This window comes from Modestobacter sp. Leaf380 (assembly GCF_001424485.1).
Classification (GTDB): domain Bacteria; phylum Actinomycetota; class Actinomycetes; order Mycobacteriales; family Geodermatophilaceae; genus Klenkia.
Genome location: NZ_LMQC01000020.1, coordinates 139451 through 155331, shown reverse-complemented (window position 1 = coordinate 155331; position 15881 = coordinate 139451). Strand labels below are relative to the sequence as shown.

At 75.5% G+C, this 15881-nt stretch carries 14 protein-coding genes; 9 read left to right on the top strand and 5 right to left on the bottom strand.

What is annotated here, in order from left to right; translation table 11 throughout:
* Positions 1 to 119 precede the first annotated feature (119 nt).
* Genes paaK through paaZ form a run of 3 tightly spaced genes read left to right on the top strand, consistent with a single transcriptional unit; the run spans position 120 to position 4170 of the window.
* Positions 120 to 1481: a phenylacetate--CoA ligase PaaK gene (paaK, locus tag ASG41_RS16135; RefSeq protein ID WP_056297203.1), complete on the top strand. Its 1362-nt coding sequence runs from the start codon at positions 120 to 122 to the stop codon at positions 1479 to 1481.
* Complete coding sequence (locus tag ASG41_RS16130; RefSeq protein WP_056297200.1) at positions 1478 to 2092, top strand: TetR/AcrR family transcriptional regulator; 615 nt, start codon at positions 1478 to 1480, stop codon at positions 2090 to 2092. The genes paaK and ASG41_RS16130 overlap by 4 nt, the downstream gene beginning before the upstream one ends.
* Positions 2089 to 4170: a phenylacetic acid degradation bifunctional protein PaaZ gene (gene paaZ, locus ASG41_RS16125; protein WP_056297194.1), complete on the top strand. Its 2082-nt coding sequence runs from the start codon at positions 2089 to 2091 to the stop codon at positions 4168 to 4170. Before ASG41_RS16130 ends, paaZ begins: the two co-directional genes overlap by 4 nt.
* A 49-nt stretch (positions 4171 to 4219) precedes the next feature.
* On the opposite strand, the gene ASG41_RS16120 is transcribed toward paaZ, so the two are convergent.
* Positions 4220 to 4621 (bottom strand): VOC family protein, encoded by a 402-nt coding sequence (locus ASG41_RS16120; protein WP_056297191.1) that lies wholly within the window; start codon positions 4619 to 4621, stop codon positions 4220 to 4222.
* An 81-nt stretch (positions 4622 to 4702) separates the two neighbouring features.
* Between ASG41_RS16120 and ASG41_RS16115 the strand changes: the two genes are divergently transcribed.
* From ASG41_RS16115 to ASG41_RS16105, 3 genes are read left to right on the top strand one after another with little or no spacing between them, the layout of a single operon-like run.
* Entirely contained in the window at positions 4703 to 5536 is an 834-nt protein-coding gene (locus tag ASG41_RS16115; protein ID WP_200939011.1) for an alpha/beta fold hydrolase, read from the top strand.
* Positions 5533 to 6594, top strand: coding sequence for a winged helix DNA-binding domain-containing protein (locus ASG41_RS16110; RefSeq protein ID WP_056297186.1), 1062 nt, complete (start codon positions 5533 to 5535; stop codon positions 6592 to 6594). Before ASG41_RS16115 ends, ASG41_RS16110 begins: the two co-directional genes overlap by 4 nt.
* Before the next feature lie 37 nt (positions 6595 to 6631).
* A complete protein-coding gene (locus ASG41_RS16105; RefSeq protein WP_056297183.1) occupies positions 6632 to 7687 on the top strand; it encodes an NAD-dependent epimerase/dehydratase family protein in 1056 nt (351 codons plus the stop codon).
* 6 nt (positions 7688 to 7693) lie between these two features.
* Here the strand turns inward: ASG41_RS16105 and ASG41_RS16100 are convergent, their stop codons facing one another.
* Both ASG41_RS16100 and ASG41_RS16095 read right to left on the bottom strand, forming a co-directional pair.
* Positions 7694 to 8371, bottom strand: a complete 678-nt coding sequence (locus ASG41_RS16100; RefSeq protein WP_056297180.1) for a PaaI family thioesterase — start codon at positions 8369 to 8371, stop codon at positions 7694 to 7696.
* On the bottom strand, positions 8364 to 9518 hold the full coding sequence (locus ASG41_RS16095; protein ID WP_056298161.1) for an acyl-CoA dehydrogenase family protein: 1155 nt from the start codon (positions 9516 to 9518) through the stop codon (positions 8364 to 8366). The genes ASG41_RS16100 and ASG41_RS16095 overlap by 8 nt, the downstream gene beginning before the upstream one ends.
* A 97-nt stretch (positions 9519 to 9615) precedes the next feature.
* Between ASG41_RS16095 and ASG41_RS16090 the strand changes: the two genes are divergently transcribed.
* Both ASG41_RS16090 and ASG41_RS16085 read left to right on the top strand, forming a co-directional pair.
* On the top strand, positions 9616 to 10653 hold the full coding sequence (locus ASG41_RS16090; protein ID WP_082557017.1) for a chemotaxis protein CheB: 1038 nt from the start codon (positions 9616 to 9618) through the stop codon (positions 10651 to 10653).
* Positions 10650 to 12506, top strand: a complete 1857-nt coding sequence (locus ASG41_RS16085; protein WP_200939010.1) for a CheR family methyltransferase — start codon at positions 10650 to 10652, stop codon at positions 12504 to 12506. The genes ASG41_RS16090 and ASG41_RS16085 overlap by 4 nt, the downstream gene beginning before the upstream one ends.
* Before the next feature lie 24 nt (positions 12507 to 12530).
* Here ASG41_RS16085 and ASG41_RS16080 read toward each other — a convergent pair whose 3' ends face one another.
* Positions 12531 to 13832 (bottom strand): GAF domain-containing protein, encoded by a 1302-nt coding sequence (locus tag ASG41_RS16080; RefSeq protein WP_056297176.1) that lies wholly within the window; start codon positions 13830 to 13832, stop codon positions 12531 to 12533.
* Between the two features lie 222 nt (positions 13833 to 14054).
* Between ASG41_RS16080 and ASG41_RS16075 the strand changes: the two genes are divergently transcribed.
* Positions 14055 to 14645, top strand: coding sequence for a histidine phosphatase family protein (locus ASG41_RS16075; protein WP_056297171.1), 591 nt, complete (start codon positions 14055 to 14057; stop codon positions 14643 to 14645).
* Between the two features lie 22 nt (positions 14646 to 14667).
* On the opposite strand, the gene ASG41_RS16070 is transcribed toward ASG41_RS16075, so the two are convergent.
* The gene (locus ASG41_RS16070) at positions 14668 to 15762 is read right to left on the bottom strand and encodes an EAL domain-containing protein (protein WP_056297167.1); all 1095 of its coding nucleotides are present in this window, start codon (positions 15760 to 15762) and stop codon (positions 14668 to 14670) included.
* Between the last annotated feature and the right edge of the window lie 119 nt (positions 15763 to 15881).

The following is a 15881-nucleotide window of genomic DNA, read 5'->3' as shown; positions in this document are numbered from 1 at the left end:
CTCCGCGGGCAGGCGGGCGGCGGGGCCGCCGACCGGGTGCGCGGGTTGACAGGCCAGCCCCGGGAGGGCTTGCATTACCGACCGAACGGTCAGTAACCGCAGCCTCCCCGGGAGTCCCCGTGACGACGACGTCCGCCAGCCCGACCGCGCAGCAGCCGGGCACCGCGAAGCGCCTGGGCCAGGCCCCCGACCCGGCGACGCTGGACCCGGCCGAGCGGATGGGCGTCGACGAGCTGCGCGCCCTGCAGCTCGAGCGCCTGCAGTGGACCCTGCGGCACGCCTACGACAACGTCCCGCACTACCGCCGCTCCTTCGACGCGCACGGCGTGCACCCCGACGACTGCCGCTCGCTGGAGGACCTGGCCCGCTTCCCCACCACGTCCAAGGCCGACCTGCGGGAGAACTACCCCTTCGGCATGTTCGCCGTGCCCAAGGAGCAGGTGCGGCGGGTGCACGCCAGCTCGGGCACCACCGGCAAGCCCACCGTCGTCGGCTACACCGAGCGCGACATCGCGACCTGGGCCGGCGTCATGGCCCGCTCGATCCGCGCCGCCGGCGGGCGGGCCGGGGACACCCTGCACAACGCCTACGGGTACGGGCTGTTCACCGGCGGCCTGGGCGCGCACTACGGCGCCGAGGCGCTGGGCTGCACCGTCGTCCCGATCTCGGGTGGCATGACCCCGCGCCAGGTCCAGCTGATCGGTGACTTCCAGCCGCGGATCATCATGGTGACCCCCAGCTACATGCTCGCCGTCGTCGACGAGTTCGAGCGCCAGGGCATCGACCCACGCTCCTCCAGCCTGCAGGTCGGCATCTTCGGCGCCGAGCCCTGGACCGAGCAGATGCGGCAGGAGATGGAGGACCGGCTCGACATCGACGCGGTCGACATCTACGGCCTGTCCGAGGTCATGGGCCCGGGCATCAGCCAGGAGTGCGTGGAGACCAAGGACGGCCTGCACGTCTGGGAGGACCACTTCTACCCCGAGGTCGTCGACCCCACCACGGTGGAGCCGCTGGCCGAGGGCGAGGAGGGCGAGCTGCTGTTCACCTCACTGACCAAGGAGGCGTTGCCGATCATCCGGTACCGCACCCGCGACCTGACCCGGCTGCTGCCGGGCACCGCACGCCCCGGCATGCGCCGGATGCAGAAGGTCACCGGCCGCACCGACGACATGATCATCCTGCGCGGGGTGAACCTCTTCCCGACCCAGATCGAAGAGGTCGTGCTGCGCACCCCGGGCCTGAGCCCGCACTTCGCCCTGGAGCTGTCCACCCGGGGTCGGATGGACCACCTCGTCGTCTCCGTCGAGGCCCGCCCGGACTGCCCGCCCGAGCGCCGCCCGGTCGCCGCCGCCGAGGTGCAGACCCTGGTCAAGGAGACCGTCGGCACCAGTGTCGAGGTCGTCGTGGTGGACCCCGCGACGCTGGCCCGCTCGATGGGCAAGCTGCAGCGGCTCACCGACCGGCGCGAGCGCCCGTGACGACGCCGGTCCGGCGCGGGCGGCCCGGGCACTCGCTGGACTCGCTGTTGGACACCGCGGTCGCGCTGTTCAACGAGCGGGGTTTCGAGGCCACCTCGATGGACGCCCTGGCCGAGCGGCTCGGCGTCACCAAGTCCGCGATCTACCACCACGTGTCCTCCAAGGGCGAGCTGCTCCGGCTGGCCCTGGACCGCGCACTGGACCGGCTGTTCGCGGTGCTCGGCGAACCCGGCGCACTGCAGGGCGCAGCGATCGAGCGGCTCGAGCACGTCGTGCGCGGGTCGGTCGGGGTGCTGACCGCGGAGCTGCCCTTCGTCACCCTGCTGCTGCGGGTGCGCGGCAACTCCCACGTGGAGTCCCTGGCCCTGCACCGCCGGCGCGAGTTCGACCGGCTGGTCACCGATCTGGTCCGGGACGCCGTCGCCGAGGGGTCGGTCCGCCCCGACGTCGACCCCGGCGTCACCAGCCGGTTGCTCTTCGGCACCGTCAACTCCCTCACCGAGTGGTACCGCCCCGGCGGCGGGCTGTCCCCCACCGACCTGGCCGACGGCCTGGTCACCACCCTCTTCGCCGGCCTGCGCACCCAGCCCCGACCCCAGGAGCACCGATGACCGCTGCACCCCGGACCACCGCACCCCGGACCGCCGCACCCCTGCTCGAGAGCTACGCGACCGGCCGCTGGTGGGCCAGCGACGACGAGGGCGCCCCACTGCCCGACGCGGTCACCGGGGAGACCGTGGCGCGGATCAGCAGCCGCGGCCTGGACGTCGCCGGGATGGTCGCGCACGCCCGCACGGTCGGCGGCCCGGCGCTGCGCGAGCTGACGTTCCACCAGCGGGCCGGCCTGCTCAAGGCCGTCGCGCTGCAGCTGATGGCCCGCAAGGACGAGTTCTACGCCCTGTCCCACCGCACCGGCGCCACCGACGGCGACAACGCCGTCGACATCGACGGCGGCTTCGGCACGGTGCTGTCCTACGCGTCCACCGGCCGCCGCGAGCTGCCCGACGACACCCTGGTGCTCGACGGGCCGCCGACCCCGCTGGGTCGCGGTGGCACCTTCCTCGGCCAGCACGTCTACACCTCGCTGACCGGGGTCGCCGTCCAGGTCAACGCCTTCAACTTCCCGGTCTGGGGCATGTTGGAGAAGCTGGCACCGGCGTTCCTGGCCGGGATGCCCACGATCGTGAAGCCCGCCTCGCAGACCGCCTACCTGACCGAGGCGGTGTTCCGGGCGGTGGTGGAGACCGGGCTGCTGCCCGAGGGGTCGGTGCAGCTGCTGGCCGGGTCGGCGTCCGGGCTGCTGGACTGCCTGGACGGCCAGGACCTGGTCGGGTTCACCGGCTCGGCGACGACGGCGGCGCTGCTGCGCAGCCACCCCGCGGTCACCGAGCGCGCCGTCCGCTTCAACGCCGAGGCCGACTCGCTGAACTGCTCGGTGCTGGGCCCGGACGCCGGCCCGGACACCCCCGAGTTCGACCTGTTCGTCCGCGGGCTGGTCACCGAGATGACGGTCAAGGCCGGCCAGAAGTGCACCGCGATCCGCCGGGCGATCGTGCCCCGCCAGCACGTGGACGCCGTCGTCGAGGCCGCCCGGGCGCAGCTCGCGCAGGTCGTCGTCGGCGCCCCGGGGGCCGACGGCGTGACCATGGGCGCGCTGGCCTCGCGGGACCAGCGCGAGGAGGTGCTGCGGGCGGTGGACCGGCTGCGCACCCACGCCGAGCTGGTGGTGGGCGACCCGACCGACTTCGCCGTCACCGGCGCGGACCGGGAGCGTGGGGCGTTCCTGCCGCCGATGCTGCTGCGCTGCGACGACGCGGCCGCCCCCGAGCCGCACGACGTCGAGGCGTTCGGCCCGGTCGCCACGGTGCTGCCCTACGACGGGTTGCCGGACGCGATCACGCTGGCCCGACGCGGCCAGGGATCGCTGGTGGCCAGCCTGGTCACCCACGACCCCGCCGTCGCCCGGGAGTTCGTGCTGGGCGCGGGCTCCGCCCACGGCCGGGTGCACGTGCTGGACCGCGACGACGCCGGGGAGTCCACCGGCCACGGCTCGCCGCTGCCGGTGCTGGTGCACGGCGGCCCGGGCCGGGCCGGTGGCGGGGAGGAGCTCGGCGGGGTCCGCGGCGTGCTGCACCACATGCAGCGCACCGCGGTCCAGGGCTCCCCCGACCTGCTCACCGGGGTCGGCCGGCGCTGGGTCGCCGGCGCCCGCCGCACCGAGGACGGCGTGCACCCCTTCCGCAAGTCGCTGGCCGAGCTCCGGATCGGGGACTCGGTGACGGCGGGCCCGCGGGAGATCACGCTGGCCGACATCGAGCACTTCGCCGAGTTCACCGGCGACACGTTCTACGCCCACATGGACGAGGCGGCGGCCGCGGCCAACCCGCTGTTCGGCGGCCGGGTCGCGCACGGCTACCTGGTGCTCAGCTGGGCCGCGGGCCTGTTCGTCGACCCCGACCCGGGCCCGGTGCTGGCCAACTACGGCCTGGACTCCCTGCGGCTGCTCACCCCGGTGAAGCCCGGGGAGCAGGTGACGGTGACGCTGACCTGCAAGCAGATCACCCCGCGCGGGGGCGCCGACCACGGCGAGGTCCGCTGGGACGCCGTCGTCGTCGACTCCGCGGGCAGCCCGGTGGCCACCTACGACGTGCTCACCATGGTCGCCAGGACCTGGCCGCCGGCCACCTGAGCGGAGTGCGTGGGCGCAGGTCTGCTGCGCCCACGCACTCCACCCGGGTTCACGCGGCCGGCGGGGCCATCAGCTCCAGGGCGATGTTGTCGGGGTCGCGGAACTCCAGGATGTAGCCGGCGCCGATGTCCTTGACGCCCTCGTGCGCGATGCCGAGTGAGTCCAGGTGCGCGGCGGCCTCGTCCAGCGCCTCGCGGGAGGAGACGGCGAAGGCCACGTGGTCCAGGCCGGTGCGGTCTTCGCTGAACTCGTCCTCCGACACCGGGCGCAGGCCCAGCAGGGACTCCCCGAGGGCGTAGATGACACCGCCGAAGGCGAAGTCCGGGGCTCCCTCGGCCTGGCCGTCGATGGCGACCGGCAGGGCGAAGACGCTGTCGTAGAACGCCCGGGACCGGTCGATGTCGGTGACGGTGAGCCGGACGTGCGCGTAGTGGGTCGTGGTGATCGGCATGGGCCCGGTGTGCCCGATCCGGACGCTCCCAACCGGATGCACGCGGCTGCACCTGTCGGACCCACCCGGCATCCTGGGCCGGTGGACACCTTCAGCCGCGACGGCCTGACCTTCGACGTCCGGGACGCCGGCCCCGCCGGCGGCCCACCGGTGGTGCTGCTGCACGGCTTCCCGCAGCACGCCGGCAGCTGGGACCGGGTCGCCCCGGTGCTGCACGGCGCGGGTCTGCGCACGCTGGCGCCCGACCAGCGCGGCTACTCCCCCGCGGCCCGTCCACGGGGGCGGCGGGCCTACGTCGTCCGCGAACTGGTGGACGAGGTCCGGGCGCTGCTGGACACCGCCGGGCTGGAGCGTGCGCACGTGGTCGGGCACGACTGGGGCGCGATGGTGGCCTGGGCGCTGGCCGCCTGGCACCCGGACCGGGTGGCCACGCTGACCGCGGTCTCGGTGCCGCACCCGGCCGCGTTCACGAGGTCCTTCCTCACCAGCTCGCAGGGCGTGAAGTCGGCCTACATGGCGTTCTTCCAGCTGCCCGGGGTGCCCGAGGCGCTGCTGACCCGCGGCAACGGAGCCGTCCTGCGCGATCTGCTGGTGCGGTCGGGGATGCCGCGCGCCGACGCCGAGGACACCGTCTCCCGGCTGCGGCCCGCGGGGGCGCTGACCGCGGCGCTGGACTGGTACCGGGCCCTGCCGCTGGGGGTCTCGGACCCGGTGGGCCGGGTCCGGGTGCCCACGCTGCACGTGTGGAGCGACCGGGACGGGTTCCTCGGCCGGGCCGGCACCGAGGCCACCGCCGGCCACGTCACCGGGGAGTACCGGCTGGAGGTGCTCGAGGGCGTGACGCACTGGGTGCCCGAGACCGCCGCCGACCGGCTCGGGGAGCTGGTCACCGCGCACGTGCGGGCCCACGGGTGAACCGGGCGGCGGTGCTGGCCCGCCGGGTCCGGGCCCAGCAGCTGGACCGCTCCACCGGCACCGTCGCGGACACGGCGGTCCTCGACCTCGGCGTGCAGGACACCGGCCCCGACGGCGCGCGCTGGGCGCTGGCCGTCCGCGGCCTGACCGACCCGGAGCCCGCCGACCTGGCCACCGTCTGGTCGCTGCGCGGGGCACCGCACGTCCACCGCCGCGCCGACCTGCCCGGGGTGGCCGCCGCCACCGCCCCCTGGTCCGACGCCGACGCGGCCAAGCGGGTCTTCGACGCGGCGAAGCCGCTGAAGGCGGCCGGGATCGGCGTCCGGGAGGCCCTGGACGTCGTCGCGGCGACCATGCGGGAGGTCGTCACCGCACCGATGGTCAAGGGCGAGCTGTCCGCCGCGCTCACCGCCCGGCTGCCCGCGCCCTACCTGCGGCGGTGCGGCCCCTGCCGGGCGGTGCACGCCTTCGAGCAGCCCTTCCGGCTGGCCGCGCTGCGCGCCGGCCTGGAGCTGCAGCCGGGCACCTCGCCGCCGGTGCTGCAGCCGATCCCCGGGTTCACGGTCGCCGAGGCACCGGAGGAGGGGCTCGACGTCGTACGGGCGTACCTGCGGCTGCACGGCCCGGCCACACCGGCCCAGGTCGCCGCCTACCTGGACGCACCGGTGGCGGAGGTGCGGGCGCACTGGCCCGGGGACGCCGAGCCGGCCGACGTCGAGGGTCAGCGGCGCTGGGTGCTGCCCGGCGGCCCACCCGGCGACCCGGTCCGCGGCACCCGGCTGCTGGCCCCCTTCGACCCGTTCCTGCAGACCCGGGACCGCGAGCTGCTGGTGCCCGACGCGGCCCGGCGGAAGGAGCTCTGGCCCACCCTCGGGCGCCCCGGTGCGGTGCTGGTCGACGGCGAGCCGGCCGGGGTCTGGCGCCCCCGCGCAGCCGGAGGGCGGCTGGCCGTGCTGCTGACCCCGTGGCGGGACGTGCGCCCGGCCGACGTCGAGGACCAGGCCGAGCAGCTGGCCGTCACCCGTGGCCTGGCTCCCGGCGGCGTCACCCTCGGCTGACCGGGTAGGCCCTCGCAGACGCGGGTAGGGCCAGGGCATGACCTCTCCCGCCGACACCGGCCACCTCGACGGCCAGACCGTCGCCGTCACCGGCGCGACCGGCAACGTGGGGACGGCGTTCCTGCGCCAGCTCTCCCGCGCCCCGATCGCCCAGGTCCGCGGTCTCTCCCGCCGTCAGGCCCCGGACACCGCGCCGTACGACAGCGTCTTCTGGCACCACACCGACCTCGGCACCCCGGAGAGCGCCACCGTGCTGGCCGAGTTCCTGGACGGCGCCAGCACGCTGGTGCACTGCGCGTGGGCGCTGCAGCCGGGACGCGAGCCCGACCTGCTGCACGAGATCAACGTGGAGGGCACCCGTCGGGTCCTGCACGCCGCCGGTACCGCCGGGGTCGGGCACGTCGTGGTGCTGTCCTCGCTGGGCGCCTACGCCGGCGGCGACCCGGCCTCGCGGGTGACCGAGGACTTCCCGACCACCGGGGTGCCCAGCGCGCAGTACAGCCGGGACAAGGTCGCCGTCGAGCAGCTGGTCCGGGAGTTCGCCGCCACGCACCCCGACGTCACGGTGACCGTCGTCCGCCCGACGCTGGTGCTGCAGGCCGACGCGGCCAGCGCCATCGGCCGCTACTTCCTGGGCCCGCTGCTGCTCGGCGTGGCCAAGCGGGTGCCCGCCACGATCGCGTCGAGGCTGCCGCTGCCGCTGCCGTCCTCGCTGCACCTGGGCCTGGTGCACGCCGACGACGTCGCCGACGCCCTGGCCCGGATCGTCGACCGCCGCGCAGGGGGTGCCTTCAACCTGTCCGCGGACCCGGTGATGGACGCCGACCAGATCGCGACCGCGCTGGGCACGGTCCGGGTGCCGGTCCCCGGCGCGGTGCTGCGCGCCGGGCTGTCCGCGGCGTTCCACGCCCGGCTGGTGCCCACCGAGCCGGGTTGGCTGGACATCGCCCTGCAGATCCCGGCCCTGGACTCCACCCGGGCGAAGACGGTGCTGGGCTGGGAGCCGCTGCACCGCGGCAACCGGATGCTGCCGGAGTTCGTGGCCGCGCTGTCCCGCGGCGAGGGCGCGCAGGGCCCGGTCCTGCACGGCTGAGCGGCGTCAGCCCCGGGAGGTCCACGCGTCGACGACGTGGCTGACACCGGCGAACGTCGCCGCCGCGGCCTCCGGGCGCAACGCCACGAAGAGGCCGTCGGCCTCGGCGAGGACGGTGTCCGGGGCGTCGGCGGCGGCGACGGTGGCGTGCGCCGTCGTCCGCCTGCCCTCGGTGCCGGTGACCCGGGCGTCGAGCACCAGCGGGACGCCCAGCCGGACCGGGCGGCGGTAGGTCACGGTCAGGGTGGCGGTGAGACCGCCGGCCCCGGCGACCCGGACGGCCCGGGCCAGCACGTGGTCCAGCAGCATCGCGGTCGTGCCGCCGTGCACCAGCCCGGGTGGCCCCTCGTGCGTCTTCCCCAGGGTCGCGGTGGCGTGCACGCCGTCCCGACCGGCCGACCCCAGCTCCAGGGGCGGCGCGACCGGGCTGCCCGGCCCGTAGACCGGGGAGTACCAGCGCTCCCCGGCCGCCGGGTCGTCGCAGCCGGCGACGTCGCGCAGCCCGCGGGCACCCACCCCCAGCCGGGCGGTCAGCTCCCGGGCCGACGCCGCGACGGCGGCCAGTTCTCCCTCGGGCACCTCGGTGAGCACGCACGCCTCGACCAGCTCGCGCAGCGCCGTCCCGAGCTCGGCGACGGCGGCCCGGCGCTGCTCCCGCGCTGCGCCGGTGAGCAGCTCAGCCACGGGCCATGCCCGCCTCGCGCAGCAGCGCGCCGCCGATGATCACCTTCTGCACCTCGCTGGTGCCCTCGTAGAGCCGGTAGAGCCGGGCGTCCCGGTAGAACCGCTCGACCGGGGTGCTGCGCAGGTAGCCCAGCCCGCCGTGCACCTGCACGGCGCGGTCGGTGGCCCGCCCGACCATCTCCGAGCAGAACAGCTTGGCCGCCGACGGGCCGACCGAGGTGTCCTCGCCGCTGTCGTAGCGGGCCGCGACGTCCACGACCATCGCCCGCGCGGCCAGCAGCTCGGTGTGGCTGTCGGCCAGCATCGCCTGGACCAGCTGGAAGCGGCCGATCGGCGCCCCGCCCTGCTTGGCGGTCGCCGCGTAGGCGACCGACTCGTCGAGCACCCGCTGGGCCATCCCCACGCACAGCGCGGCCACGTGCAGCCGGCCGCGGGAGAGCACGGTGAGGGCCTTGGCGTACCCGCGGCCCTCCTCACCGACCAGCGCGTCGGCCGGCACCCGGACGTCGTCGAGGAAGACCTCCGCGGTCCACGCCCCGGACTGGCCGGTCTTGCGGTCGTGCGGGCCGACGGTCACCCCCGGCGTCGAGGCCGGGACGACGAAGGAGGAGATGCCCCGCCCGCCGGTCTGCGCCGGGTCCGAGCGGGCGAAGACGACGAACAGGTCGGCGATCGGGGCGTTGGTGATGTACCGCTTGCCCCCGTCGAGCACCCACCCCTCGCCGTCCCGGCGGGCGGTGGTGCGCAGGCCCGCGGGGTCCGAGCCGGCCTCGGCCTCGGTGAGCGCGAAGGAGCCGATCAGCTCCCCGGCCGCCAGCCCCGGCAGCCAGGCCTGCTTCTGCGCGTCGCTGCCGAACCGGGCCACGACCTGACCGGCGATGCCGTTGTTGGTGCCGAACAGCGAGCGGAAGGCCGGGGAGGTGTAGCCGAACTCGAAGGCCAGCTGCACGTCCTCGCTCATCGTGACGCCGAGGCCGCCGAACTCCTCGGGGAGGGCGTAGCCGAACAGGCCCATCTCCGCCGCGGCCTGCCGCAGCTCGTCGGGCACCCGGTCGGTCTCCTCGATCTCCTCCTCGCGCGGGACGACGACGTCGCGCACCAGCCGGCGCACGGCGTCCCTGACCTGGGTGAAGTCCTCGGTGTCCACGGTCACATCGTGACCCGGCGACGCGGATCGCGGCCAACCGGCTCCGCTGGGACCGGCAGGGGGGATGATCAGCGGATGCAGGAGCTGGGCGGACGACGTGGCTGAGCGGGACCTGGTGGTCGTGGGGGCCTCCGCCGGGGGTGTGGAGGCGCTGCGCGCCTTCGTGGCCGGGCTCCCCGCCGACCTGCCCGCCGCCGTGCTGGTCGTGCTGCACGTGCCGGCCAACGGCGGCAGCGCGCTGGCCAACGTGCTGTCCCGCTCCTGCGCCCTGCCGGTCACACCGGCCGTCCAGGACCAGGAGCTGGTCCGCGGCACGGTGACCGTCGCCGTCCCCGACCGCCACCTGCTGGTCGCCGGCGAGCGGCTGGTGCTGTCCCGCGGGCCCCGGGAGAACGGGCACCGGCCAGCGGTCGACCCGCTCTTCCGCTCCGCCGCCCAGGTCTCCGGTCCTCGCACGCTGGCCGTGGTGCTGTCGGGCACGTTGGACGACGGGGCCGCCGGCGCGCTGGCGGTCGAGCGGCACGGTGGGGTGGTCGTCGTCCAGGACCCGGCCGACGCGCTCTACGACAGCATGCCGCGGGCCGCCCTGCAGGCCACCCTGGCCGCCCGGAGCGCCCCGGCCGACCAGCTCGGCGCCCTGGTCGCCGAGCTGGTCGGGCAACCGGTGCCCGAGCCCGTCGACCCGGCCACCACCAGCGGCACCGAGCCCGACCGGATGAGACTGGAGACCGCGATGGCCGCCTTCGACGAGGAGGCCCTCGGCTCCCCCGACCGCCCCGGGGACCCCGCCGGACTGACCTGTCCGGACTGCGCCGGGCCGTTGTTCTCCATCCCGGAGGAGACCCTGCAGCGCTACCGCTGCCGGGTGGGGCACGCCTGGACGGCGCAGAGCCTGGCCGCCGAGCAGACGTCCGCGGTCGAGGGCGCGCTGTGGATGGCGCTGCGCAGCCTGGAGGAGAAGGCCGACCTCGCCCGCTCGATGGGCACCCGGGCGGCCGCCCGCGGGCACACGCTGACCGCGGGCCGGTTCGTCGAGCAGGCCGACGAGGCGCACACCTCGGCCCTGCTGCTGCGCCAGCTCCTGCAACGCGCCAGCACCCCCCAGCCCGACGGTGAGCTGGAGGCCGGCGCGTGAGCACCCCCGAGACCGGCCGGGAGCGACCGGCTCTGCCCGTCGACGACAGCGACCCCTCCTTCGAGGCGCTGCTGGAGTGGCTGCGCGAGGTGCGGGGCTTCGACTTCACCGGCTACAAGCGGCCCAGCCTGGTGCGCCGGGTGGCGCGCCGGATGACCGACGTCGGGATCGCCGACTTCGACGTCTACCGGGACCACCTCGAGGTGCACCCCGAGGAGTTCACCGCGCTGTTCAACACGGTGCTGATCAACGTGACCAGCTTCTTCCGCGACCGGGACGCCTGGGAGCACCTGACCACCGAGCTGCTGCCGCCGGTCCTGGCCCGCAACCGGCCGGTGCGGGGCTGGTCCGCGGGCTGCGCCACCGGCCAGGAGGCCTACAGCCTGGCCATCGCGCTGGCCGAGGCGATGGGCCCGGAGGCGTTCCGCCGCAGGGTCAAGATCTACGCCACGGACGTCGACGAGGAGGCCCTCGCCGTCGCCCGGACCGCCAGCTACCGGGAGGCCGAGCTGGCGGGCCTGCGCCCGGACCAGGTGGAACGCTGGTTCACCCGCGACGGCGACCGCTGGACGGTCTCCAAGGACCTGCGCCGGGCGGTCATCTTCGGGCGCAACGACCTGGTGCAGGACGCCCCGATCAGCCACATCGACGTGCTCATGTGCCGCAACGCGCTGATGTACCTCAACGCCGAGACCCAGGCCCGGGTCGTCGGCCGGCTGCACTTCGCGCTGGAGCCGCACGGCGTGCTGTTCCTGGGCAAGGCCGAGATGCTGCTGTCGCACTCCGCCCTGTTCAGCCCCGTGGACCTGGGCCGCCGGCTGTTCCGCCGGCGCGCCGACGTGCTGCCGCCACGCCAGCGCGTGCCCGGGCCGGTCGAGCCCCTGGACCACGACGCCCGCTGGCAGCGGCTGCGCACCGAGGCGGTGCTGGCCGGGCCGCTGCCCCAGGTCGTCATCGACGCCGAGGGCAGGCTGGCGCTGACCAACCACCAGGCCGACCGGTTGTTCGGCCTGGACGCCCGGGACGTCGGCAAGCCCTTCCAGGACCTGGAGCTGTCCTACCGGCCGCTGGAGCTCCGCTCCCACCTGGAGCAGGCCGTCGGCGAGCGGCGGGCGCTGTCCGTGCGCGGCGTGGAGGCCTCGCTGTCCGGTGGCGAGACGACCGTGCTGGACGTGCAGGTCGTGCCGCTGTCCGACCACGACGGCTCCCCGCTGGGAGCCAGCGTCGTCTTCGAGGACGTCAGCCGGTACCGCGCGCTGCAGCTGGAGCTGGAGTACGCCAACCGGCAGCTGGAGAGCGCGTACGAGGAGCTGCAGTCCACCAACGAGGAACTGGAGACGACGAACGAGGAGCTGCAGTCGACGGTGGAGGAGCTGGAGACCACCAACGAGGAGCTCCAGTCCACCAACGAGGAGCTCGAGACGATGAACGAGGAGCTGCAGTCGATGAACGACCAGCTCCACACCGGCAACGACGAGCTGCGCGGGGAGACCGAGCAGGCCGTCAAGCGGTGGGACTTCGTCAGCGCGGTGCTGGGCAGCCTGCGCGCCGGCGTGGCGGTGCTGGACGCCGACCTGTCCCTGGTGGCCTGGAACGGCGCGGCCGAGGAGCTGTGGGGTGTCCGGGAGGACGAGGCGCTGGGCCGGTCGCTCATCGACCTGGACATCGGCCTGCCGGTCGTCGAGCTGCTGCCGCTGCTGGACGGCTCCCGGTCGGGCACCGGGCACAGCGTCGTCCGGGTGCCGGCGGTCAACCGCCGCGGCCGGCAGGTCACCGTGCAGGTCACGGTGAGCCCGCTGACCGGCGTCCGGGGCGCGGGCACGGTGCTGGTGATGGACCCCGTCGAGGGCTGACGGGCGGGCCGGCCGCCCGCCGGGTCAGGACCCCGACATCCAGGGGCCCAGGCCCTGGCGCGCCCCGCCCTCGACGATCAGACCCGCCAGGTCGCGCAGCTTGACGTTGTGGGTGTTGCTCAGGGCGACCAGCCGGGCGAAGGCCTCGTCGGCGGTGCCCCCGTGGTGGGCCATGACGATGCCCTTGGCCTGCTCGATGACCGCCCGGGAGGTGAGTGCCTGCCGCAGGTGCTCGGTGAGCGAGCGCAGCGACTGACGCTGGGAGACCTGCTCCAGCACAGCGGCCACCACCGAGGCGACCAGCTCGCCCACCCGGCGGTCCCGCTCGCCGAAGGCGTCGACCTGCGCGGCGTACACGTTGAGCACCCCCAGGGTGGCCTCGCCGGCGACCACCGGCAGGCTCAGCACGCTGCGCACCCCGGTCCCGCCGGCCGCCGCGGCCAACCGCGGGAAGCGGTCGTCGGCCAGCAGGTCGCCCGTCGCGACCGTCTGCCCCGACTCGTACGCCGCCAGGCACGGCCCCTCGCCGATCCGGTACGTCAGGCCGTCGAGCTCCTGCGCCGACCGCGAGTCCGAGGCCAGCTGCTGCGGGTCCGCCGGGGACCCCACGGTGATGCTCGCGGAGTCGGCCGCGCCCACGGCGTCCCGGACGATGCCCGACAGCTGGGCCAGCACGGCCTGCCGGTCCTCCTCACCGACGGGCACCACGCACAACCGGGCGACCGCGGCGGCGACGGCGAGGTCGCGGTCGTCGTCGCCGTCGGCGGTCGGACCACCGCGGAGGGCAGCAGGCAGCCACACCCAGCGCACCCGGTCCCCGGACCCGGTCCCCTCCAGCACCCCCACCGCGTCCACGACGGTCGACTCGCCGGCGCGCGGCTGGACCGGGAGCACGACCCGGGCCTCCGCCTGGCCCGACGACAACGAGCTCAGGGCAGCCCGCAGCGGCCCGCGGCGGTCGGCGGCGACGAAGACCGCCAGCGGCTTGCCGGACAGTCGCTCGACCGGGGTCGCCAGCATGCGGGCCGTGGCCCCGTCGGCCTCCTGGACGGTCCCCCGCAGGTCGGTGACGAACTGGCAGACCGGGACCAGGGAGGAGACCCGCTCCCGCCAGCGCTGCTCCTCCTGGTGCCGCTCCACGACGGCGGCGAGCTGGTCCTCGTACTCCTTCAGCGCCTCGTCGGCGACCCGGAGCTCCTCCTGGGCGACGTCGAGCTCGCCGAGGGCCGCCAGCACGTCGGCGAAGACCGAGCCGGCCTGCTGGGTGGGCAGGACGGGGGGCGCGGGCTGCGACCTGGCCTCGGGTACAGCCGGTGTCCGTGCCATGCCCGCCTCCCAGTTCCGGGTGCCCCCGGGTCCGTCGAGCCTAGACGGCCCAGCCGGATCCGGAACCTCGGGACGGCCGACCCGGCCCGCACGCGACGACCGGGTCCCGGCTGGCCGCGCCGCACCGGGGGTCGGCATCCTGGTCGCCGTCGCCGCGCCCGGTGGCGGCTGGCGGGGCCCCCGTCGGTGGCGGGGCGCGGGACACGAGGAGAGGGGACGACCGTGGGCGAGGTGGTCGTGCTGCGACACGGGGAGACCGAGTGGAGCCGGAGCGGGCAGCACACGAGCGTCACCGACCTGCCGCTGCTGCCCGAGGGCGAGGCCCAGGCGCGGGCCGTGCGCGGGCCGCTGTCCCGACGCCGGTTCGTCGAGGTGCGGGTCAGCCCGCGCGAGCGGGCCCGGCGGACGGCCGAGCTGGCCGGGCTGGCCACCGACACCGTGGACCCGGACCTGGTCGAGGTCGACTACGGCCGCTGGGAGGGGCGGACCACGCCGGACATCTCCGCCGAGCTGGGCCGCACGTGGTCGCTGTGGACCGACGGCACCGAACCCGGTGACACCCCCGGGGAGAGCCTGGCCGAGGTGGCCGCCCGGGTCGACCGGGTGCTGGAGCGGGTCCGCCCGCACCTGACCGAGGGGGACGTCGCCCTGGTCGCCCACGGCCACGTGCTGCGGGTGCTCACCGCCCGGTGGCTGGGACTGGCCCCCGAGGCCGGGTCGCTGTTCGCGCTGCACGCGGGGTCCTACGGGGTGCTGGGCCACGAGCACGACCGTCCGGTGCTCAGCGGCTGGAACGTCGCGACCGACCACTAGGCCCGGCGGGGTGCCCGGGCACTCAGGGGACGGGGAGCAGCTCCGGCTCGGCCGGCGGCCGGGCGGCGGCCGGGCGACCGAACAACCAGCCCTGTCCCAGGTCGACCCCCAGGTCGCGGACCTGGTCGGCGCGCTCGGCGGTCTCCACGCCCTCGGCCACGACCACCGCGTCCAGCGAGTGCGCCAGGGTGACCAGGGACCCGACCACGGCCCGCGCGGCCGCGTCGTCCAGCCGGTTGACCAGTGCCTTGTCCAGCTTCACCACGTCCGGGCGCACCGCGGCCACCAGCGCCAGGCTGGACCAGCCCACGCCGACGTCGTCCAGGGCCACCCGCCAGCCCAGGGAGCGCTGGTGCTCGAGGACGGCGAGCAGGTGGCCGCGGTCGCGGGCGGCGTGCGCCTCCACGACCTCGAAGACCAGCTGCCCCGGCGTCAGACCGCTGTCGTGCACCGCCTGCTCGGTGCCGGCCAGGCACACCGCGGGCCGGTAGACCGCCTCGGGACTGCTGTTGACGTACAGGTCCGCCTCGCCCAGCCAGCCGGCGGCCCCGGAGATGGCGGCCTCCCGCGCCCACCGGTCGAGCCGGTCCCCCCAACCGGCGGCCGCCGCCAGGAAGAACAGGTCGCCACCGCCGACCTCCCGGCCGTCGACCCCGCCGCGCAGCAGCGCCTCGTAGCCGGTGACCCGACCGTCGGCCAGGTCCACGACGGGCTGGTAGACCGGCCACAGCCGGGCACCGGTCAGCAGGCCGACCTCCACGGTGACGCCGCGACGGGCCAGCTCGACCGAGAGCGTGGGCGCGGCCAGCAGCTGAGCGGCCAGCGCGACGCCGTCGTCGGAGTCGGGGTCGGTGGCCACCCGGACCGCGTCGGTCTCGGCGGCCGACAGCTCCCGGGCCAGCCGGGCCAGCAGCCGGTCGAAGCGCCGGGCGTCCAGCGGGCTGCTGTCGTCGACCACGTCGAGCAGGCCGGGCAGCAGCTCGGCGTTGAGGCCCAGCGCGGTGGCCGTGCGGGCGATCGCGGGCAGCACGTGCGGGACCGGGCTGGCCAGCAGCAGGCGGGCGACCCGGCCGGGCCGGGGCCAGCGGGGAGACGACGGCTCGGTGGCTCCGGTCACCCACCGAGGATGTCCGACACGCCCGGCCGCCCTGGTCAGGCGCGCGGGGTGCGACGATGATGGAGCGTCAACAGTGTTGTTGCCGTTCGCCCTGCACAGCCGCCGGGTCCTTGGGTGTG

Excerpts from the sequence above, each read along its gene's own strand:
- paaZ (WP_056297194.1), top strand. The coding sequence starts at position 2,089 with ATGACCGCTGCACCCCGGACCACCGCACCCCGGACCGCCGCACCCCTG.
- ASG41_RS16120 (WP_056297191.1), bottom strand. The coding sequence starts at position 4,621 with ATGCCGATCACCACGACCCACTACGCGCACGTCCGGCTCACCGTCACC.
- ASG41_RS16105 (WP_056297183.1), top strand. The coding sequence starts at position 6,632 with ATGACCTCTCCCGCCGACACCGGCCACCTCGACGGCCAGACCGTCGCC.
- ASG41_RS16080 (WP_056297176.1), bottom strand. The coding sequence starts at position 13,832 with ATGGCACGGACACCGGCTGTACCCGAGGCCAGGTCGCAGCCCGCGCCC.